We start from the raw sequence: 19584 nt of genomic DNA, 5'->3' as shown, positions 1-19584 counted from the left end.
CCGCCGGCAGGATCAGTCGGTGCCGGACTCGATCGCCGCGTGGTCGAGTGCGGTGGACTCCGCCTCGTCGCCGGTGCCGGCGGCGATCGGCGCCGCGCCGCCCGGGGCGAGCTCGCCGATCAGGCCGCTCCACGGGGCCAGCTGGCCGTGGCCCGCGTACTGCTCCAGCTTGCTGCGGGAGTCGGCGATGTCCAGGTTGCGCATGGTCAGCTGGCCGATCCGGTCGTCCGGGACGAAGGCGGCGTCGACGCTGCGCTCCATCGACAGCTTCTCGGGGTGGTAGCTGAAGTTCGGGCCCTGGGTGTCGATCACCGAGTAGTCCTGGCCACGCCGCAGCCGCAGGGTCACGCTGCCGGTGACGGCCTGGCCGACCCACTTCTGCAGGCTGTCGCGCAGCATCAGCGCCTGCGGGTCGAACCAGCGGCCCTCGTACAGCAGCCGGCCGAGCCGGCGGCCCTGGGTGTGGTAGGTGGCGAGGGTGTCCTCGTTGTGGATCGCGTTCAGGAGGCGCTCGTAGGCGGTGTGCAGCAGCGCCATGCCCGGGGCCTCGTAGATGCCGCGGCTCTTGGCCTCGATGATGCGGTTCTCGATCTGGTCCGACATGCCCAGGCCGTGCCGCCCACCGATGACGTTGGCCTCGTGCACCAGCTCGACGGCGGTGCCGAACTCACGGCCGTTGATCCGGACCGGACGGCCGAACTCGAAGTCGACGGTGACGTCCTCGGTCCGGATCTCCACGGCCGGGTCCCAGAAGGCGACGCCCATGATCGGGGCGACGATCTCCATCGAGGTGTCCAGGTACTCCAGGCGCTTGGCCTCGTGGGTGGCACCCCAGATGTTGGCGTCGGTGGAGTAGGCCTTCTCGGCGGAGTCCCGGTACGGGAGGTCGCGCTCGGCCAGCCACTCGGACATCTCCTTGCGGCCGCCGAGCTCGGTGACGAACGCCTGGTCCAGCCACGGCTTGTAGATCCGCAGGTTGGGGTTGGCGAGCAGACCGTAGCGGTAGAACCGCTCGATGTCGTTGCCCTTGTAGGTGGAGCCGTCGCCCCAGATGGACACCTCGTCCTCCTGCATGGCGCGCACCAGCAGGGTGCCGGTCACGGCGCGGCCGAGCGGGGTGGTGTTGAAGTAGGTCTGCCCGGCGGAGCGGATGTGGAAGGCGCCGCAGGCGAGGGCGGCCAGGCCCTCCTCGACCAGCGGGGCCCGGCAGTCGACCAGCCGGGCCTGCTCGGCGCCGTACGCGCGGCCACGGGCCGGGACGTCGGCGAGGTTCGGCTCGTCGTACTGGCCGATGTCGGCCGTGTAGGCGTACGGGACGGCGCCGTGCTCGCGCATCCACGCGACCGCGACGGAGGTGTCCAACCCACCGGAGAATGCGATGCCGATCCGTTCACCGACCGGCAGCTTGCTCAAGACCTTCGACATGCTTGCACCCTTGACCCACCCGCGCGGCGCGGGCTCCTGATTTAGCGACGTGTGAGGGAATTCGGCGTATTCGATCCGATGCCCGCACTCTGGCATAGGTTTGCAGAGTAGCGCAAGAGAATACGGAGGTGTGGGTCGGGGTGGCTGCTTGCCGTGCCGCTTCCCGTCCGTCGCTGATCTGGGCAACTGGGCTGGAGCGGGCGATGGTTGAGATGGGTTGGAGGCCGGGACGGGTGTCGAGGGGCGGCTCGGGAGGTGGGGTGGATTTTTTCGGGGGAGGCGGGTCTTGGGGTCGTCGGGGCCGGCCGGGTGCTTCCGAGGGTGGTGCGGGGAGGGGCGTCCGGAGACGGCGGCGGGCCGGACTCCCGAGGGGGGGAGCCCGGCCCGCCGTGGTCGGGGCGGTGTGGAGGTCAGGGTTTGCGGCCGCTGCTGTGGGCCGGTTCGCGGTCGGGGTCTTGGCCGGGTCCGCTGTCGGGCGTTCGGAGGGCGCGGGCGCGGACCCAGGCGGTGCGGGAGGCGAGCACGCCGAGCCCGAGGGCGACCAGGTGGCCGGCGTCGGCCAGTTGCTGGTTCACCGCCCAGGCGGTGGCCAGCGCCAAGGCGAGGGCCGACAGGCCGTAGCGGCGCAGCGGGCGCGGGCCGAGGGCGAGCAGACAGGCGACGGTGGCGACCAGTCCGTAGCTGATCCCGACGTCCCGGGCCCGGGAGAGCGCGCCGGGGATCCGGGCGGTCACCATGACCCACATGGCGCCCTCGGTGAGCAGGGTGGCACCCAGGTGCCCGAAGGCGAAGACGGCGCCCGCGCGGGCCGGGCCCCACCGCCACTCGGCGAGGCCCAGGGCGACGGCGACGGCGGCGATGCCCGCCCAGGCCGGGACCCCGTCGACCACCAGGCCGCTGGTGAACATCGTCCACCACTTGCCCACCTCCATGTGGTGGACGTTGCTGCTGTTGTGCCGGACGAACCGGGCCCGCGCGGCGTGGCTCTGGTTGGCCAGCCAGGAGGCGGTGACGGTCAGCAGGATGACGTAGACCGTGGTGAGCCACAGACGGAGGGCGGCTCCGAGTGCAGGGTGTCGGGCGGTGACGGCGTCGGTCGGTCTCGTCGTTCCGAGGCGGTCCCTCATCGTGCCTGGCGCCCTTGCTGTCTCGTTCCTCAGGTACCGGCAGCTCCGCGGGAGGCCGGAGGCCCAGCCTACGTCAGTCGGGGACGGTGGCCGCGCCGGTGGAAGGCCGTCCGGGGCGGGGAGGGCCGGTGGGGGCCGGTGCGGGCCCGGGCCGGATCACCCGAACGGGCCACCGCAGCGGCGGGCGGTGGTGCGGACGGGCGAGGGTGGGGAGGGACCGTCGAGGAGGCGCCGATGTCCGGCTGCACCACCGAGGTGCCCCAGACGCACCGGCGGCGCTGGTGGGCTCGCGCGGCCCGTGCGGCCCGTGCGACGTGGGCCTATGTGCGGTGCGCCCCCGGTACCTACGTCTGGCTGGCGATCCTGCTGATCACCACCCAGGTGATCCGCCACGTCGACACCGCGACCGCCGACCGCATCCTGGAGCGGCGCTCGACCAACCTGCACCACCTTCGGGTCTCGCCGGTCCGGGTGCTGGCGACCAGTGCGCTGTGGATCGCGGGTGGCGGATGGCTGAGCTACTTCGCGCTCTACAACATCTTCCACGTGCCCGCCGAGCGCTGGCTCGGCACGCTGCGCTGGATCTCGGTGGCGATGCTGGCGCACGTCGGGGCGACGTACCTCAGTGAGGGCGTCCTCGGGTGGGCGATCCACCGTGGCCTCGCCGCGCCGAAGGCCGTCTACACGCTCGACTACGGCGTCAGCTACGCGCTCGCCGGGGTGATCGGGGTGCTCGCCTACCTGATCGTGCGGCCCTGGCGGTACCTCTACCTGGCCGGGGTGCTCATCGTCTACGGCGTGCGTGCGCACCAGAGCCGGGACTACACCAGCATCGGGCACCTGAGCGCGGTGCTGATCGGGCTCGCCTGCTATCCGCTGACCCGGGACCGGCCGGGGGTCTTCGATCCGGTCGCCTCGGTGCGGGGGCTCCGGCAGCGGATCCGCAGGAAGTGATCGATCATCAGGAGTGGTCGGCCCCAGGGCATTCGGTGAATGCCAACTGTTCGAAACAGTAGGGCTCTTACCCGCTTCTTACCGTGTTGACCTTCCCCGGACCGGGCTGACCGGCCAGGCTTACCCCCTGTTTCGCCGGGGCCGCGCGACCGCGCGGCCGGCCACAGGGGAGGACCGCACTCGTGCCCACCAGGCAACGACGACGGCTGCTGTTGAGCGCCGTCACGCTCACCGCCGTCGGACTGACCACCACCCAGGCGCTCGCCGCGCCGTCCGCGCCGCCGACACCGCAGCCCTGGCAGGTGCGGCACCAGGCGGACATCGGAAAGCAGCACGCCCAGAAGGTCCAGGGCAAGAGCGCCCTCTCGACCTTCAGTCCCAAGGCCGAGACGGAGGCCGGGGACGGCGGCGACGAGGCGGAGAACTCCGCCGAGGGCGTCGCCCAGTACACCGAGGCCCGCACCGCGCCCGGCGTGGTCGCGCCGGGCGCCTACGGCGCGGCCTGGTCGCAGCTGCAGTCCATGCCGCACACGGACGGGCACTGGGACCACGTCACCGACAAGCCGTACAACTCCGACGACCCGCGCTACCGCGACGTCAACTCCAACTCCGCCGGTGGCGCCGGGCTGGTGTCCGGCCGGATCACCGGCATCGCGGCGGACAGCGACGGTTACGTCTACGCCGGTGGTGCCAACGGCGGTGTTTTCCGCTCCCGGACGGGCGGCGGGAACTGGGAGCCGATCGCGGACAAGCTGCCGACGCTGTCGACGGGCACGCTGAACCTGGACGAGGGCGGGCGGCTCTGGTACGCCACCGGCGAGTCGAACACCGGCGCCACCTCGTACGTCGGCACCGGCGTCTATCTGCTGTCCGACCCGAAGCACGGCAAGTTCCAGCCCGGGAACCGGGTCGGTGGGGCCGAGCTGGAGTCGACGATCATCCACGCGCTGCGTTTCGGCGGCGGCAGGGTGTGGGCGGCGACCAGCCGGGGTGTGTGGAGCCACTCGACCACGGACCTGTCGGGGCCGTGGACGCTGGAGTTCGCGCCCAACCCCGAGTACCTGCCGGGTGGTTCGAAGGCCGGCGACCCGAGCGCGCCGTACAAGAACATCGCCAACGACATCGCGATCGACCCCAAGGACCCGTCCAAGGTGGTCCTGGCGGTCGGCTGGCGCGGCGGCGACACCTACAACGGCTTCTACAGCAAGGCGGCGGACGGCAGTTGGCAGCGGGCCTCGTCGCTCGGTGACCTGCCGACGGACGCGGCGAACGTCGGCAACGTGACCTTCGCGCGGTCGGCGGACGGCTCGCGCTACTACGCGATCGACCAGTCGCCGGACGTGATGGCGCACAACCCGGACACCGGCCTCAAGGGCATCTACGTCTCCAAGTCCGGTTCGCCGTCCGGTCCGTGGACGCTGATCGCGGACAAGGACAAGCTCAAGGGATCGGGCTCCGCCCTCCAGGACCCGGGCTACCAGCCGGGCATCCAGTCCTGGTACAACCAGTCCCTCCAGGTGGACCCGGCCAACCCGGACCACGTCTACGCGGGCCTGGAGGAGGTCTTCGAGACCACCGACGGCGGCGCCAAGTGGGCCACCGTGGGGCCGTACTGGAACAACGGCTTCCCGTGCTGGAGCATCGACCCGGCCAAGCAGACCGGTGACTGCTCGCCCACCACCCACTCCGACCAGCACGCCGTCGCCTTCGGCAGCTACCAGGGCAAGGTCAACGTCTACGTCGGCAACGACGGCGGCATCTACAAGCGCCCGGGCAACGGGCAGTTGGACGCCTGGGGCCACGGCAAGGACTGGACGCCGCTCAACGACGGCACCATGGACACCCTGCAGTACTACTCGGTCGGCATCGGCAAGGACCCGGCTGACCGCTCCGGCAAGGGCGTCATCGTCAGCGGCGGCCTGCAGGACAACGGCGAGTCGATCCTGCGCGCCCACGACAAGGTGATGGGCTCCAACTTCGGCGGCGACGGCGGCGACACCCTGGTCGACCCGAACAACGGCTGCAACATCGCCGAGGAGTACGTCTACCTCGACATGTGGGTCACCCAGAACTGCGCGGTGAACGACGGCAGCTGGACGAAGGACCCGAGCAAGGCCACCTCCTTCGAGGTCGCCCCGCCGGACAAGGACACCAACTCCGCCCGCTTCATCGCGCCGATCACCAGCGACCCGAAGGACACCAACACCTGGATCGCCGGCGGTCAGCACGTCTGGGTCCAGCACAAGGGCTACGCGATCCGCAGCGGCAGCGAGTGGACCAGCGCGTACGACCTGGGCGCCGGCCACGTCGCCACGGCGGTCGCGACGGTCAACGGCACCGTGTACGCGGGCTGGTGCGGCCCGTGCAACAACCAGGGCTTCAGCCGTGGCATCGCGGTCGGCAAGACCGACGGCACCGGCTGGCACCAGCTGAACCTGCCGGTCGACGGCACCCTGCCGAACCGCTACATCAGCTCGTTCGCCGTGGACGAGAACGACGCCCGGCACGTGTTCGTCGCGATCAACGGCTTCTCGCGGACCTGGACCGAGGGCCCCGGCGCGGGCAACGGCCACCTCTTCGAGACCCACGACGGCGGCGCCACCTGGACCGACGTCTCGGCCAACCTGCCCGACGTCCCGGCGACTTCGGTCAAGATCCTGCCGAACGGCGGGCTGGCGCTGGGCACCGACCTCGCCGCCTTCTACCGCGCGCCGGGCGAGACCGACTTCTCGGTGCTCGGCCGCAACCTGCCCACCAACTCGGTGCAGCAGCTCAAGACCGGCCCGGACGGCCGCCTCTACGCCGCCACCTTCGGGCGCGGCATCTGGTCGATCAACCCGCGTGAGCTGGACGAGGACAACGACAACCAGCACTGACCAGCCAGTGATCTGACCGGTGCCCGGCCTGCGCTCAACGAGCAGGCCGGGCACCTGCGTTGTGGGGCTCCCGTGGGCGGGTCATGAGCGGAAACGTGGAAGGAATCCGGTGCGGCGCTTGACCCGATCGGAATCCTAGAAGGGAAAACGCTCCAGGACATGGCAGAGCAAGAACTCAATGAACTCGGTGAGGATCACGATGTCCACCTTTCCGGGGTGCTAGAGCGGCGACAGGGCAGGCAGGGCTCCGGAGTATCAAGGTCCGATGCTCGAACTTCCGCCGACCTACCGGGCGTCACCTCAGGACTTCCCAGTCTCCGGTAGGCATCCGAGAAGCGCTCACGGCGATCGGCTGAATGGCCGGTGGCCCCCACGATCAGGTAGGTCCCGGAGGGCTGACCCGCTCGGCAGGGGCTGGGGTGATGCGGCTGTCTGCCGGTACCGCCGCAACCTTTCGTGCCCAGCTCACTCCCCGTCCCACGAAGACCGCGTCGCCCGACCGCCCAGCGAGCCGAGTACGCGGCGAGGAACACCCGCACACCCTCGTCGGCCAGCCGTTCGAGTCCGGCCGGGGTCTGGTTGTCGTCGTGGCCGAAGAACATGGCGCGGTCCATGGGGGTGGCCAGGACGAGCCATGCGAAGTGACCGGCGGCGAGCACCGGATCGTCCAGTCGCAGCAGCCCGCGTGCCGCGAGGTGCTGGAAGCAGGCCGCCAGGGCGGCGATGGTCCGCTCGGGCGCGCGCCGGTAGTAGTCGGCCGCCACCTCGGGGAAGCGGCCGGCCTCCGCGATGAGCAGCCGGCGCAGTTGCAGTCCTTCGGGTGCAGTCCTTCGGGCTGGATGACGGTGGTGATGTAGCGCCGGGCGAGTCCGGTCAGGTCCCGATCGAGGTCATCGGTGTCGCGCAGTGCGTCGATGGCATCGACGAACAGGCCGACCTTGCTGCTGGCGTTGAGGATGACGGCTCGACCTGCACCGGCCGGTCCTGGTGGGGCAGTCGCTGGGCGGCCGCACCGCCATGCTCATCGCCGCCGCGCACCCCGAACTGCTGGGCGGGCTCGTCCTCGTCGAGGCGGGACCAGGTGGCCCCAACCCGACCGTGCAGGCCGAGATCGGCGCAGCGCTCGACGCGTGGCCGACGCCGTTCCCCTCGCGCCGGGCCGCCGTCGAGTTCTTCGGCGGCGGCGCTGTCGGCGAGGGCTGGGCGGCGGGCCTGGAAGAGCGAGGCGGCGGCGGGTGGCCGCGCTTCGACCGTGACGTGATGGTCGAAGCGCTGACGGAGAATGCCCGGCGTTCCTTCTGGGACGAGTGGACGAGTATCGCCTGCCCGACGCTGGTCGTCCTGGGTCAATCGGGCATCGTCCCCCCGCACGAGACGGAGGCCATGCTCCAACGGCGCCCCGGGGTGGTGGCCATGAGTGTCCCGGCGGCGGGGCACGACGTCCACCTGGAACACCCCGAGATCCTCTGCCAGGTGCTTCAGGACTTCCTCGAACGGGTCGCCGTGCGCTGAGGGACACTCCGGCCGTAGCAGGGCGGCCCGATCGGGGCCGCCCCACCGCAGGAGGGCGTCAATCCAGGGTGTGCTCCAGCCAGTCGAGCACGATGCCGTTGCGCACCTGCGGTGCCATCGGGGCGCAGTGGTCGCCGGCGCCCTGGGCCGTGGTGAGGACGGTGTGCTGTTTGGGACAGCGGAGGAGGTCGTAGAGCAGGGTGTCCTGGCCGGGGATGAGGGACTCGTCCTCGTAGCCGAGAACCAGGGTGGGGCAAGCCACCAGGTGGGCCACGTCGTCGCAACGGAACCGGCGGATGGTGTCGGCGAGTTGCCAGAGGTCCTGGGGTGCCCGGCCGGCGCGGGCGTCGCGGAGGAACCGGGGGCCGAAGATCTCGGCGCGCTTGGCGAGCAGTGGGGTGGCGGGGCCGAGGTCCGGGAGGACGGTCCGCTGCCAGTGGCGGTTGACGGTCTCGCGGTCGGGACCGTCGGCCAGGCGGCGCCAGATCTCGGGCCAGGCCGGCCAGTTGTCCACGGCACCGGGGTCGGCGACCACGGCGGCGAGGCGGGGTTCGAAGGCGGCGGCCCGGATGGCGAGGATGCCGCTCATGCTCCAGCCGGTCATGGCGATCCGGTCGGGGTCGACCAGCGGCGAGCGGAGGAGGTGGTCGATGACGGGGCGGACGACGTGTTCCCAGTCGGGACGGAACGGGATGCCGTGCTCGAACAGCAGGCTGCCCTGGCCGGGGCCTTCCAGGATCAGGGCGTTCCAGCCGCGTTCGACCGCCGCGCAGGCTCCGAAGGCGTAGAGGTCGACGCTCTGGGCGTCACTGCCGTTGACCAGGACGAGGGTGGGGCGACGCCGGGGCCGGCCCGGGGGAGTGAGGAGGTAGGCGGGCAGTCCGAGGTCCCCGTACGGGATGCGCAGCCGCCGCACGGGCGGGTCGAGGAGTTCGCCGGCGCGGTGCCAGCAGGCCTGCATCTCGGCGAAGACTGCCGGTTCGTCGGCGGGCCGGGCGCTGCCGAGGACGGAGAACAGCGCCAGGGAGAGGTACTTGGCGGCGCGCAGGTAGCCGTCGCGGGCGGTCGTTGAGCGGCCGGAACCCAGGGCGGATTCGGCGGCGGCAGCGGTGCGGCGGCCGAGGGCGAGGAACTCCTCGTGGTAGGTCCGGCCGGACAGGCCGGCCCGGTTGATGCGGTCGACGGCGGCCAGGACTGCGCCGGCCTCGGCGAGGCGGTAGGCGGTGGCGCCCAGGGCCGCGCGGGTCTGGAGGTCGAGGTTGGGTTCGGGGAAGAGCAGTAAGCGGTCGGTGGCGGTGGTGGTGGTCACGGGAGGGTCCGTTCCGGTCAGGCCCGCAGGCCGTGGCGTTTGGTGTACCCGAGGTGGAAGAGGAACAGCGGTACGGCGATGACCGGCCAGCAGGCGTGCATGGCCGCTGGGGCGGCGTCGACGGGCAGCAGGTAGGCGAAGGCGAGTTGGGCGAGTGCGTTGAGCAGGCTGGCCGCGCCCCACGCCGTGGTGAGGACCCGCAGGCCGTGGCGGAAGGCGGCGTCCTGGTCCCAGCGGCCCGCCCAGGCGCGCAGCCCGTCCTCACCGGCCTTGAGCTGGACGAACGAGCGGAAGACGACCATCAGGGCCGGGCGCCCGTAGCCGACCGAGGCGAGCAGCCAGACGCCGATCAGTCCGCCGAGCATGCCTGTCCAGGCTTCGCGGATCAGCAGGGTGCGGGGGTCTCCGGTGAGTACGGAGAGGACCAGCCCGAGCCCGATCATGCTGAGGATCAGCAGGGCGAGGAAGTCGACCCGGCGGGTGCGGACCAGCCGGACGACGACGGTGGCCGCCGGTATCGCGGCCGACCAGAGCAGGGCCCACCACTGGTCCACGCCGGCGAGACGCAGTCCGTAGTAGAGGCCGAGCGGCAGGAGGAGGTCGAGCAGCAGCGGTAAGAAGGCCGTGGTCCGGCGGGGAGCGGCATGGACGGTCATGACGCGGCCTCGTGCCTGGTCGCGAGGTCGAACAGCGTGACCAGCTCGCGTCCGTAGGCGCGCGGGTCGAAGTCGCCGCCGACGGCGAGCCGGTTGGCGGCCGCGTCGATCGAGGCGCGGATCGCGGTGGCCATCGCCTCGGCGTCGAACGAGCGGAAGGCGCCGCTGTGCTGGCCGTCCCGCAGGTGCTGCACCAGCAGGGCGGCGGGGGTGTCGAAGCCGGCCGTGCTGACCAGCGGGGTGCCGTCCTCGCGGCGGGCGTTGGCGAGGACGTCCACCAGCGCGCGCATCTCGACCGGGTGGTCGGCCATGAACTCCAGGTTGGCCTCGATGTAGGCGGCCAGCATCGCGCCCGGTTCGCGGTGGGCGCGGATGCGAGGCTGCATGAAGACCCGCACCTGCTCCTGGACGGTGTCGACGACGGCCTGGAAGAGGTCCTCCTTGTCGTCGAAGTGGTACGAGATCAGTCGCACGCTGGAGAGCTTGGCCCGCTTGGCGATCTGCGCGAACGAGGCGCGGGCGTAGCCGAGTTCGGCGACGGTTCCGATCGTGGCGGCGACGATCTGGACGCGTCGGGCGTCGGTGGTGAAGCTCCGGCCGCCTGTCGGAGGGGCGTCGGCGGCACTTGCGCCGTGGGGATTTACTCGCATGAGTAAAAAGTAACACGGGTCGGCAAATTGGCGGGCGAAAAATGGCCCCGCCGCGTCCGGGTACGGATCTACGGCGGGGCGGAGCGCCGGCGGTGCCGGTGGTGCCAGCTGTGCCAGCGGTGTCAGGGATGTCAGGGGCGCAAGGGCGCCCGGGCGATCAGGACGGGCTGGAAGAAGCCGGTCTCGGCCGGCTGCGCCCAATCGATCCCGGCGAGGCCCGCCTCGGTGGCAAAGCCGCTCAACTGCTCCTGGGTGAGCGCCCAGTAGGTGGACCGGCGGACCGCGACCTGCCACTGACCGGCCTCGTCCGGTAGCAGCCGGAACAGTTCCAGGTCGTACCGCTCGCCGTCCTCGTGCCACTGCCAGAGCTGGAAGATGACCGACCGCCGCCCGTCCCGCTCGGCGGTCTGCGGCGCGGTGGAGCTCGGCCGGGCGCGGCGCAGCTCGTCGTACGGACGGGTGGTGACCAGCAGCAGCCCGCCGGGGCGCAGGACCCGGCCCATCTCGCCCAGCGCGGCGCGGACGTCCTCGGCCGTGAGCAGGTGGGGCAGCGCGTTGTCGGCGCAGACCACGACGTCGAACCGCGCTGCTGGGAAAGGCAGTTCGCGCATGTCCGCGGCCGCGGTGGGCAGCTGGAGTCCGCGTGCGCCGGCCTCGGCGGTGGCCCGGGCTGCGGAGACCCGGCTGAGGTCGGTGCCGGTGACCTGGTGACCGAGCCCGGCCAGGCCGATCGCCTGGGTGCCGATGCCGCAGGCGCAGTCCAGGACCTCGACGGGGCGGTCGCCGAGCCGCTCGCGGATCAGGGCGTCCAGCGCGGTGCCCTGGCGGGCGAGCGAGGCGTTCCAGTCGGCGTAGAGCAGGTGGTAGTCGTCGGCGAAATCGTCGTAGAAGCGACTGAGGGGGGATCGGGTCATGGCGTCGGGTTCTCCACGGGCGAGTTCATGGGTGGTCCTCCGATAGGCCGGCGCGCGGTCGGGCGAGCCTTCGAACAGCGCAGGCACGGCTCGATGGCGGCTATCCTCGCCCAGGCGTACCGGCGCGGAGTACCGGTTTTCGGATCGCAGACGGGGGCTGAACCGTGGAACCAGTGCTGGACGGGGACCAGTTGGACGGGCTGCGCCCGCTGCTGGAGTCGGCGGACGCGATCCTGGGCTACGAGCCGAACGCGCCCGAGCACGGCTTCGCGGACCGGTGCTGGGTCCTGCACACCCTGCGGGTGGACGGCCGACGGGTGCGCTGGGCCGAGGCCCTGGCCGGGGCCGGGCGGCGGCTCGCGGACTGGCCGCACACCCTGTCGTACCTGACGGTCGACAGGGAGCGCGTCCCCCTGGCGGGCGAGGTGGAGTACCCGCAGCTCGGCGCGCCGGACCGGGACTGCCTGACGCGGCTGGTGGAGGTGCTCGCCCGGCAGAGCGCCGACGGGCCGGCGACGGCCTGCTGCTTCGCCTCGGCGGGCATCGAGGCGGTGGGGGATCCGGTGGCGGCCCACCGCGGTCGACTGGACGGGGCACCGGCCCACCACGACGCCCGCCCGCAGGGACGTCAGTTCCCCGCGCACTGGTGGCCCGCGGACCGCTCCTGGTTCGTCCTCACCAACTGGGACCTCAGCGCCACCGAGGTCTTCGGCCCGCCCGAACTGATCGCCGACCTGCTCGCCGACGCCGAACTGGAGGCCGTCCGCCACCCGGCCATCGCGGAGACGCCGGACGGCGCGGCCCGGTGGCCGGAGTGATCGAGCTTCCGGAGGGCTCCTGGTGGGACTGGGACGTGTACTCCTGGCGCCCGGGCGAGCTGCGCCTGGCCGCCGACCACGACCTCTCCTACCACCACAACCTGGAACTGGTCTTCGCCGACCCGCTGTACGTCCGCTGCCCGGGGTTCTTCCAGGACCCGGTGTTCCGTGCGCCCACGCCCGAGGAGCGGTGGTCGGTCGAGCGGCAGTGCGGCGAGGCGCCGGGCGTGCTGGTGGCCTTCGAGGCGGACGGCGGCGGCCCGGAGCCGGTGAGCGGGCTGATCGCGGCCGCAAGCGTGGAGGTGCGGGTCGGGACCGTGCTGCGGTACGCGCCCGGAGGCGGGGCGAAATGAGCTGGCCGGGCGGAGGAGGTACCGGAATGATGCGGGGATGCGCACCTTCGAAGAGCTGATCGCCGAGGCCGAGTCCGTGTCCGTGGACGGCTGGGACTTCTCCTGGCTGGAGGGCCGGGCCACCGAGGAGCGGCCCTCCTGGGGCTACCAGCGGCTGCTGGCCGGGCGGCTGGGGGCGACGGCGGCCGCCCTGGACATCCAGACCGGCGGCGGCGAGGTGCTCGCCGGCGCCGTACGGCTGGGCGGGTGCCCGCCCGTGCTGGCGGCCACCGAGTCCTGGCCGCCGAACCTGGCCCGCGCCACCGAGCTGCTGCACCCGCTGGGCGCGGTGGTGGTCGCCGACCCGGACGAGCCGCCACTGCCCTTCGCGGACGAGGCCTTCGACCTGGTCAGCAGCCGGCACCCGGTCCGGGCCTGGTGGTCGGAGATCGCCCGGGTGCTGCAGCCCGGCGGCGCGTACTTCGCCCAGCACGTCGGCCCGGCGTCCGCCTTCGAGCTGGTCGAGTACTTCCTCGGACCGCAGCCCGAGGCGCGCGAGGGCCGCCGCCCCGAGGTGGAGGGGGCGGAAGCGCGGGCGGCCGGGCTGGAGGTGGTGGACCTGCGCTCGGAGCGACTGCGGATGGAGTTCCACGACATCGGCGCGGTGGTGTACTTCCTGCGAAAGGTGATCGACCGATCCGGTGTCCGCATCCTACAGACCCGGAAGAGCCGAGAGAAGTCGGGAAGGTCCGGCGGCTATCTGCCGCTGTCAGTGCGAGCACCATTTATCCACGCGACGGTTCGAAAAGCGCTCTGACCTGCAGAGACGTCCCGTGCAGTCCCACACCGAGATCTCTTCAACAGGCGTTGGGCGGCCGGCTGGAGCCAGCGCGATGGGACCCATGGACCTCCGGCTGGGGGCTTTCACGGGAGAGGATGCCGAGAGCGATCGAGTCTCACGTCTGGGCTTGTTGGACAGGGTCTGCTCGTACCTACGCTGACCTATTGCTGACCGTAACTGATGGACCATCAGGTGCGCGCTGTGGCCACAATAAGCAACCAGTCCTGAAGGTTGACTGTCCGGCCATAGGACTGTGTCCGATGGCGATGGCCCCTGGCGGGAGCGACGGCACGGACGCCCCCCGTCGCAAGCCCCGTCGGCTCTACGCGGACCGGGGTTACGACTTCGGCAAGTACCGCCGCCTGCTGTGGAGGCGCGGCATCAAGCCGGTGATCGCGTGACGCGGCGCCGCCCACGGCTCGGGCCTGGGAAAGGCGTTGGGTGGCCGAGCGAGCCTTCCGCCTGGCTGCACCAGTTCGAACGGCTCCGTATCCGCTATGAACGACGCGCGGACCTTCATCGGGGCCTACTCGAACTGGCCTGCAGCCTCATCTGTCTCCGCCGCCTGCGCCGCCTTCCTGACCGATCCGTCAGCGTGCCGACCTGTCGCAGCAAATTTGATTGCGGCCCCGGTCCCGTCGTGGGTAAGGTCCGCGCGTGCTTACAACGCCCCGTGTTTCTTAGCTCGGACACCAGCTTCGACGCCATCCTTGTGTCCTAGAGTTGTTACGGAGCGTAACAAAAGTGAATGCCTTTCGTGGTTCCGGCTTGCTTCGGAACCGGGACTTCTCGCTGCTACTGAGCAGCCAACTGATATCTACCATCGGCGACCAGGCCCAGTTCATGGCCTTGCCGCTGGTCGTACTGGCCCTCACCGGGTCAGCCACCCAGGCCGGGTTCGTACTGGGCCTGGGTACCGTCTCCTTCCTTGCGTTCGGGCTGGTTGCAGGGGCGCTCGCCGACCGGTGGGACCGCAAGACCACCATGATCTGGTGCGAGCTCGGCCGGACCGTACTCACGTCCGGCGTCGTCGTCGTCGCGGCCTGGCTGGACCGACTCACAATGCCCCAGCTGTACGCGACGGCCGTGCTGGCCGGGATTCTGGGGACTCTCTTCCAGGTCGCCAGCACCGCGGCGCTGCCGAACGTTGTCGATGCGCAGCAGCTGCCCACAGCCCTCGGCTACCAGCAGGCCGCCGGCAGCGCGGTGAACATCGTCGGAGCCCCGCTCGCCGGTGCGCTCTACGCTATCGGGCGGTTCGTGCCGTTCGCTGTCAACGCGGTGTCATTCGCCATCTCTGCAGGGTCGCTGCGCCTGATGCGCGCCCGATTCCAGGTGGAACGACCGGAGGTCCGAACCAGGGCCCGGCTCACCTCGGAGATCGGGGAAGGGGCCGGCTGGCTGTGGCGTGAGCCGGTCGTCCGCTTCCTCACTCTGGTAACGGCCGCTGACAAGGTCCGCTACGGCGCCGGCTATCTGCTGATCATCACTCTCGCCCAGCAGCTCGACGCGTCGCCGCTGTGGATCGGTGTCATCTTCAGCGGAGCGGCAGTCGGCGCCATGGCAGGGGCGTTGGTGTCGGACCGTGCTACGAGTCGGTTCCCGCTCGGTCGGATCGCCGTGGTGATGTTGTGGCTGGAGGCGGTGATGTTCCCGCTGTACGCACTGGCTCCCAATCCACTGCTGCTGGCCGCAGTCGCGGCCGGCGAGTCCCTGGTGGCTCCCGTGTACGCGGTGGCGATGACCACCCACCAGCTCAGCATCACCCCCGATGAGTTGCGAGGCCGCGTGACAAGCGCGGTCTCGGCACTTACCACGGGAGCTCTGTCGATCGGCACACTGGCAGGCGGTGCGTTGATCGGCGCCCTGGGTGCCAAGCCGCTGGTCTGGCTCTGTGGAGCGTGGCTGTTCGCCCTCGCTCTGCTGACCACGGCGAACCGGGGCGTGCGACAGGCGCCGAGGGCGGGCACCATCTCGCAGACGGAGAGCGCCATCAAAGCCCAGAAGGCGGACCTAGCCAGCTAGCCTTCCGGGCTACGGGCGCCGCTGACCACCCATGATTGCGTGAGCACTGATGAGTCAGCGGTCGTGGCCCATCGTGGCCGGGCGCCATTTGTTGGGTGCCCGACCACCTTGGTGGGAGCCGTTTCGGTGATGCCTGCGGCGACGTGGCGGCACTCAAGACCGGCCTGACCTGTCCGCGTTCAGTACTTCTTCAGCCCTACGTGGTCGACGATGAACCGGTTGGCATCGGCGTCCAACGCAAAGTAGATCCGGCCGACTTCGCTGGCCGACGTCGCATCACGGACCTTGACGTGAGGGGTGCTGTTGTGCGTCTTGCCGTCGTACTTGAAGTCGCGAAGGTCCTTGTGGGTCTTGAGGAACTGGTCACTCATCGCGACAGTGAGCCCGTGCTCCTCCTCGCGTACGCGGCGGAGTGGAAGGCCGGCCAGCGCGACCTCGGTCCTGCGTCGCTGAAGCACCTCGACTCGCTCCTCGAACACCACCTCTTCCCCGCCTTTCACAGCCGCCGGATGGGCACGTTCGACCACAAGGTCGTCGACGCCTTCATCCAGATCATGGAGCGCAACGGTGTCGGCCTGGCTACCCAGTCCAACGCCTTCGACAAGCTCAAGGTGATCCTCCTCGACGGGCACCGCCTCGGTCTGTACGACGAGAGCCCGCTCAAGGGCGTCAAGCCGCCCCAGTACGACCCGAAGCGTGCCGTCATCCCCTCGCCCGCCCAGCTCCGGGAGATACGTGGCGCAGCCGATGACACCTTTCTGTTGATCGCAGACCTCATGAGCGGTTGCGGACTGCGCAACGGCGAGGCCTTCGCCGTCAACGTCAACAACATCGTCGCCGACGACGTCTACCGCGTGACCGAGCAGGTCAACCAGACCACGAAGGACTTCGCACCGCTCAAGCACCGAAAGGAAGGCGACTACCGCGACGTTCCGCTGCCGGCCCACTCTCGGACCAGCGCCCTGTCGTATGCGGACAAGTACGGCACGGTGGATGACTACCTCCTGTGCCACCCCTCGGACATCACCAAGCCGATCCCGTACTACCACCTGCAGAACCAGTGGCAGCGGATCAAGAGGGCCGGCGAGGTCGACATCCCCGACGGCATGACGATCTACGGCCTGCGCCACTTCTTCGCCTCGAACTGCCTGGGCCACAACATCCCCATCACCGACGTCGCGGAGTGGATGGGTCACAAGAGCATCGACATCACGTTCAAGATCTACCGCCACCTCTTGCCCGGCTCCATCGGCCATGCCGCTCAGGTCCTCGACCTCGGGCTTGCGGCCTGAAGCGCGTGGGGCCCTGTTCGTCGCCGAACAGGGCCCCACGCTTCACGTCTCCCGACGTCAGCCGCCGGACATCCGCTGCTGCTTCACCCAGGTGTGGACGCCGGTGACCTTGAACTGCAGCTTCGCGTTGCGCCCACGCCCGAACCGGTACGGGACGAGGCCGACCTTGGGCGCCTCGCGATAGACCCACTGAACGGACATGTTCAGGTGCTCTGCGGTCTGTTTGACGGTCATGAACTGCGAAGACACGGACTCTCTTCTGTGTCGGCCGGTTGCCGCTGGTGCTTCCAGGAAGTCCAAAGCTGCTCCATCAACGGCGGTTTGGGAGTGCTGTGATCCCGTGGTACGTCGCTATGCAGACCCGGGCTCAAGTGTCGGGCCTGACGGCCCTACCTGGTCGACCATTCGAGCGGACCCGTAGCCCGAGCGACACGTCACTGTGCGGACTCTCCCTTTCCCTGCGGTGGCGCTGGCGCACGACTGTGCACGGTGGCGCTGCTCATGAGACGTCTGACAGGACAGAACCGTGGTCAATTCGTTTATCGCACACACGGGTTTAGGGTGAAGCAGGCTCTTCGCCCCTCCACAAGGACCCCCGCGATCGCCTGGAAGCGGTCACCACGCTCGGAGGGGACGATTTCCGCCTGACTGACGAACTCGTCGGATCCCTCAACAACTACCTGGCGGACCCGCACTGCAGGCGGTGCTGGACGGCCTCCCTAAAGCCGTGCAGATGGCTACGAAGCAATACCTCAAGGAGAAGTGCCCACCGGAGGTGGGAGCCTTCACCGGCTTCGGGTCGATCGAGATCGTCCGCGAGGTCGTCGACCTGTGCCCTGCCGCGGCGATCGTCCTGTCCGCTGGCCGCCGACCCTAGGGTGAGCACTGCGCACCGCGACTGCTCGGCTTCGGCCCGTTGAAGAAGCCTGGCGGTGGTGGGGTGTCTTCTGGCGGATCCTTGGCGAGGTCGGGATGGGTCCCATCACAACTGCTGGCAGTGCAGGGGTGGTTGGTGCCTCCGGAAGTCCCGGGCGCGGCTGGGTCGTCAAGAAGGCGTCGGCGGTGTGTCAGGGGTTCGTCAGGGGTTCGCCCGGGAAGGTGAACCGGCTTGCCCCAGGCATCGGGGAAGGCTTTGATGGGGGGCATGCACCGCTCGACACGCCACCACGACCGCCCGCCGCATAGTCGGCCGCGGATCGTCGCTGTCGCGGTCGCCACTGCCGTCCGGTAGGACCGAGCTCCTTCCCGCTCGTCACCGGCCGTGTGCACGGGCCCGGCTTCGTTCGTCGTGCCCGTGCTGATCACCGCCGTCCGTCCCCTGCTCTGACCGGCTCCGTGGGCAGGGGACGGACGAGCGCTCTCATCGCATCACACCTTTCTCGCGCCGGCGGCCCCGGAAGTGAGCGGCTTCGTGCCGCGTCGCCTTCGCACCCCGCCGGTGCCCTTCCACCCTTGGATGGGTCATGTCCGACGCTGTTCTGTCCGCCCGTACCGCCCTCGTCACCGGCGCCTCCTCCGGGATCGGCTGGGAGACCGCCCGGCTGCTCGCCGGGCACGGCGCCACCGTGCTGGTGCACGCCCGCACCACCGGCGAGGCCGAGGCGGCCGTCGCCCGACTGGTCGACGCGGGTGCCCGGCGGGACCAACTCGTCGAGCTGGCCGCGGACTTCACCAAACTGTCGGAGGTCGCGGTGCTGGCCGGCACGGTGGTCAAGCACTACCCGTCGCTGGACCTGCTGGTGAACAACGCCGCCGCGACGGCGCCCGAGCGCTGCACCCTCACCGACGACGGCAACGAGGTCTCGCTCCAGGTCAACTTCCTGGCCGCGCACCTGCTGGCGAAGCTGCTGCGCGCCCCGCTCTCGGCGGCCGGCGACGCCCGGATCGTCAACGTGTCGTCGTCCCTGCACCGCACCGCCTCGATGAACTGGTCGGACCCGCACCGGGTGAAGAAGTACTCGCGGGTCGCCGCGTACGCCCAGTCGCAGCTCGCACTGACCATGGCGACCGCCGAGATGGCCCCGGCCGGATCCGGCATCACCGCCGTCAGCCTCAACCCGGGCCTGTGCGACACCGCGCTGCTGCCGCTGTACGGGCGGGTCGGCGCGCCGGCGGCGGAGGGCGCAGCAGCGGTCGTCCGGCTCTGCCTGCCCGAGACGGTCGTCGCCAACGGCGCCTACTTCGACGGCGGTGCGCTCGCGCCGACCGCGCAGGTAGTCCAGGAGGAGCGCTCGCTCAAGCGCCTGGCCAAGCTCGCCGACCAGCTGGTCGGCCGGGCCGCCTGAACCGCACCAACCGACGCATCAACCCGACGATCACGAGAAAGAACACGATGTCCAAGCGCGCCCGTAAGAAGAAGGCCCGGCGGAAGAAGAAGGCGAACCACGGCCGCAAGGCCGGGCAGTAACCCGACAGACCCACCCGGTGCCGCGTGCCACCGGCACCGGGTGCACCACTTCGGGCCCTGAGGCCCGCCGTCCGGCTGTGCGGACGGGCGGCGCCTCAGGGGCCGAGCCGTTGCGCGGGTCGTCAAGATCGCATCAAGGGCGGTGCCGTCGACATCAAGGGCGTGTAGGAAGCGGCAGGCGGTGTTCCGGGGCGCTTCACGATCGTGACCATCACGATCGAGGAGCCACGAATGCCAGAGAGCACGATTCCGCCTGTCACGGCCGAGCCCGAGCCGCCGGATACCGGCGCGGGTGACGAGCGCCACCGGCTCAGCGCGATGGGCGGGCTGGCGGCGCTCTCGCTGGACGCGATGGCCTCGGTCGCGTACGGCCCCGAAGCGATCGTGCTGGTGCTGGCCGCCGCCGGTTCGTACGGGCTGGGCTTCACCCTGCCGGTCACGGTGGC

The 19584-nt window shown here is 70.4% G+C and carries 19 protein-coding genes and 2 pseudogenes; 12 read left to right on the top strand and 9 right to left on the bottom strand.

What is annotated here, in order from left to right:
* Positions 1–12 precede the first annotated feature (12 nt).
* The gene (gene argG / locus ACGF12_RS11930) at positions 13–1425 is read right to left on the bottom strand and encodes an argininosuccinate synthase (protein WP_393028161.1); all 1413 of its coding nucleotides are present in this window, start codon (positions 1423–1425) and stop codon (positions 13–15) included.
* Positions 1426–1835: 410 nt separating this feature from the next.
* Positions 1836–2552: a rhomboid-like protein gene (locus ACGF12_RS11925; RefSeq protein WP_393028160.1), complete on the bottom strand. Its 717-nt coding sequence runs from the start codon at positions 2550–2552 to the stop codon at positions 1836–1838.
* Positions 2553–2786: 234 nt separating this feature from the next.
* Here ACGF12_RS11925 and ACGF12_RS11920 point away from each other — a divergent pair, with 234 nt between their 5' ends.
* Both ACGF12_RS11920 and ACGF12_RS11915 read left to right on the top strand, forming a co-directional pair.
* Positions 2787–3506, top strand: coding sequence for a rhomboid-like protein (locus ACGF12_RS11920; RefSeq protein WP_393028159.1), 720 nt, complete (start codon positions 2787–2789; stop codon positions 3504–3506).
* Between the two features lie 182 nt (positions 3507–3688).
* Complete coding sequence (locus tag ACGF12_RS11915; RefSeq protein WP_393028158.1) at positions 3689–6382, top strand: glycosyl hydrolase; 2694 nt, start codon at positions 3689–3691, stop codon at positions 6380–6382.
* Positions 6383–6576: 194 nt separating this feature from the next.
* Here ACGF12_RS11915 and ACGF12_RS11910 read toward each other — a convergent pair whose 3' ends face one another.
* Entirely contained in the window at positions 6577–7173 is a 597-nt protein-coding gene (locus ACGF12_RS11910; RefSeq protein ID WP_393028266.1) for a TetR/AcrR family transcriptional regulator C-terminal domain-containing protein, read from the bottom strand.
* Between the two features lie 226 nt (positions 7174–7399).
* Here ACGF12_RS11910 and ACGF12_RS11905 point away from each other — a divergent pair, with 226 nt between their 5' ends.
* Positions 7400–7894, top strand: coding sequence for an alpha/beta fold hydrolase (locus ACGF12_RS11905; RefSeq protein WP_393028157.1), 495 nt, complete (start codon positions 7400–7402; stop codon positions 7892–7894).
* Between the two features lie 58 nt (positions 7895–7952).
* Here the strand turns inward: ACGF12_RS11905 and ACGF12_RS11900 are convergent, their stop codons facing one another.
* The 4 genes from ACGF12_RS11900 to ACGF12_RS11885 all read right to left on the bottom strand — a co-directional run bounded on the left by ACGF12_RS11900 (position 7953) and on the right by ACGF12_RS11885 (position 11423).
* Positions 7953–9203 (bottom strand): alpha/beta hydrolase family protein, encoded by a 1251-nt coding sequence (locus ACGF12_RS11900; protein WP_393028156.1) that lies wholly within the window; start codon positions 9201–9203, stop codon positions 7953–7955.
* Between the two features lie 17 nt (positions 9204–9220).
* Positions 9221–9859 carry a VC0807 family protein gene (locus ACGF12_RS11895; RefSeq protein ID WP_393028155.1) on the bottom strand — a complete coding sequence of 213 codons (639 nt, stop codon included), beginning with the start codon at positions 9857–9859 and terminating at the stop codon, positions 9221–9223.
* Positions 9856–10509, bottom strand: a complete 654-nt coding sequence (locus ACGF12_RS11890) for a TetR/AcrR family transcriptional regulator (protein ID WP_393028154.1) — start codon at positions 10507–10509, stop codon at positions 9856–9858. The genes ACGF12_RS11895 and ACGF12_RS11890 overlap by 4 nt, the downstream gene beginning before the upstream one ends.
* 131 nt (positions 10510–10640) lie before the next feature.
* Positions 10641–11423, bottom strand: coding sequence for a class I SAM-dependent methyltransferase (locus ACGF12_RS11885; RefSeq protein WP_393028153.1), 783 nt, complete (start codon positions 11421–11423; stop codon positions 10641–10643).
* A 164-nt stretch (positions 11424–11587) separates the two neighbouring features.
* Between ACGF12_RS11885 and ACGF12_RS11880 the strand changes: the two genes are divergently transcribed.
* The 5 genes and pseudogenes from ACGF12_RS11880 to ACGF12_RS11860 all read left to right on the top strand — a co-directional run bounded on the left by ACGF12_RS11880 (position 11588) and on the right by ACGF12_RS11860 (position 15439).
* Positions 11588–12241 carry a hypothetical protein gene (locus ACGF12_RS11880; protein WP_393028152.1) on the top strand — a complete coding sequence of 218 codons (654 nt, stop codon included), beginning with the start codon at positions 11588–11590 and terminating at the stop codon, positions 12239–12241.
* Positions 12238–12594, top strand: coding sequence for a hypothetical protein (locus ACGF12_RS11875; protein WP_393028151.1), 357 nt, complete (start codon positions 12238–12240; stop codon positions 12592–12594). Before ACGF12_RS11880 ends, ACGF12_RS11875 begins: the two co-directional genes overlap by 4 nt.
* Positions 12595–12631: 37 nt before the next feature.
* Positions 12632–13390, top strand: a complete 759-nt coding sequence (locus tag ACGF12_RS11870) for a class I SAM-dependent methyltransferase (protein WP_393028150.1) — start codon at positions 12632–12634, stop codon at positions 13388–13390.
* Positions 13391–13713: 323 nt separating this feature from the next.
* Positions 13714–13985, top strand: a pseudogene (locus ACGF12_RS11865) (transposase); the annotation flags it as partial.
* A gap of 173 nt (positions 13986–14158) precedes the next feature.
* Complete coding sequence (locus ACGF12_RS11860) at positions 14159–15439, top strand: MFS transporter (protein ID WP_393028149.1); 1281 nt, start codon at positions 14159–14161, stop codon at positions 15437–15439.
* Positions 15440–15618: 179 nt separating this feature from the next.
* Here ACGF12_RS11860 and ACGF12_RS11855 read toward each other — a convergent pair whose 3' ends face one another.
* Positions 15619–15810: a hypothetical protein gene (locus ACGF12_RS11855; RefSeq protein WP_393028148.1), complete on the bottom strand. Its 192-nt coding sequence runs from the start codon at positions 15808–15810 to the stop codon at positions 15619–15621.
* A 15-nt stretch (positions 15811–15825) separates the two neighbouring features.
* On the opposite strand from ACGF12_RS11855, the gene ACGF12_RS11850 reads away from it, so the two are divergent.
* Positions 15826–16731: a tyrosine-type recombinase/integrase gene (locus ACGF12_RS11850; protein WP_393028147.1), complete on the top strand. Its 906-nt coding sequence runs from the start codon at positions 15826–15828 to the stop codon at positions 16729–16731.
* A gap of 57 nt (positions 16732–16788) precedes the next feature.
* Here the strand turns inward: ACGF12_RS11850 and ACGF12_RS11845 are convergent, their stop codons facing one another.
* Positions 16789–16980, bottom strand: coding sequence for a helix-turn-helix domain-containing protein (locus tag ACGF12_RS11845; protein WP_393028146.1), 192 nt, complete (start codon positions 16978–16980; stop codon positions 16789–16791).
* 484 nt (positions 16981–17464) lie between these two features.
* Between ACGF12_RS11845 and ACGF12_RS11840 the strand changes: the two genes are divergently transcribed.
* From ACGF12_RS11840 to ACGF12_RS11830, 3 genes and pseudogenes are all read left to right on the top strand, one after another.
* Positions 17465–17608 carry a hypothetical protein gene (locus ACGF12_RS11840; RefSeq protein WP_393028145.1) on the top strand — a complete coding sequence of 48 codons (144 nt, stop codon included), beginning with the start codon at positions 17465–17467 and terminating at the stop codon, positions 17606–17608.
* 586 nt (positions 17609–18194) lie between these two features.
* Positions 18195–19016 carry an SDR family NAD(P)-dependent oxidoreductase gene (locus ACGF12_RS11835; protein WP_393028144.1) on the top strand — a complete coding sequence of 274 codons (822 nt, stop codon included), beginning with the start codon at positions 18195–18197 and terminating at the stop codon, positions 19014–19016.
* A gap of 353 nt (positions 19017–19369) precedes the next feature.
* Positions 19370–19584 (top strand): annotated as a pseudogene (locus ACGF12_RS11830) (amino acid permease); the annotation flags it as partial.

Source organism: Kitasatospora sp. NPDC048296, assembly GCF_043201815.1.
GTDB lineage: Bacteria > Actinomycetota > Actinomycetes > Streptomycetales > Streptomycetaceae > Kitasatospora.
The sequence above is the reverse complement of the archived record's forward strand: the minus strand, read 5'-3'. Positions and strand labels throughout refer to the sequence as shown.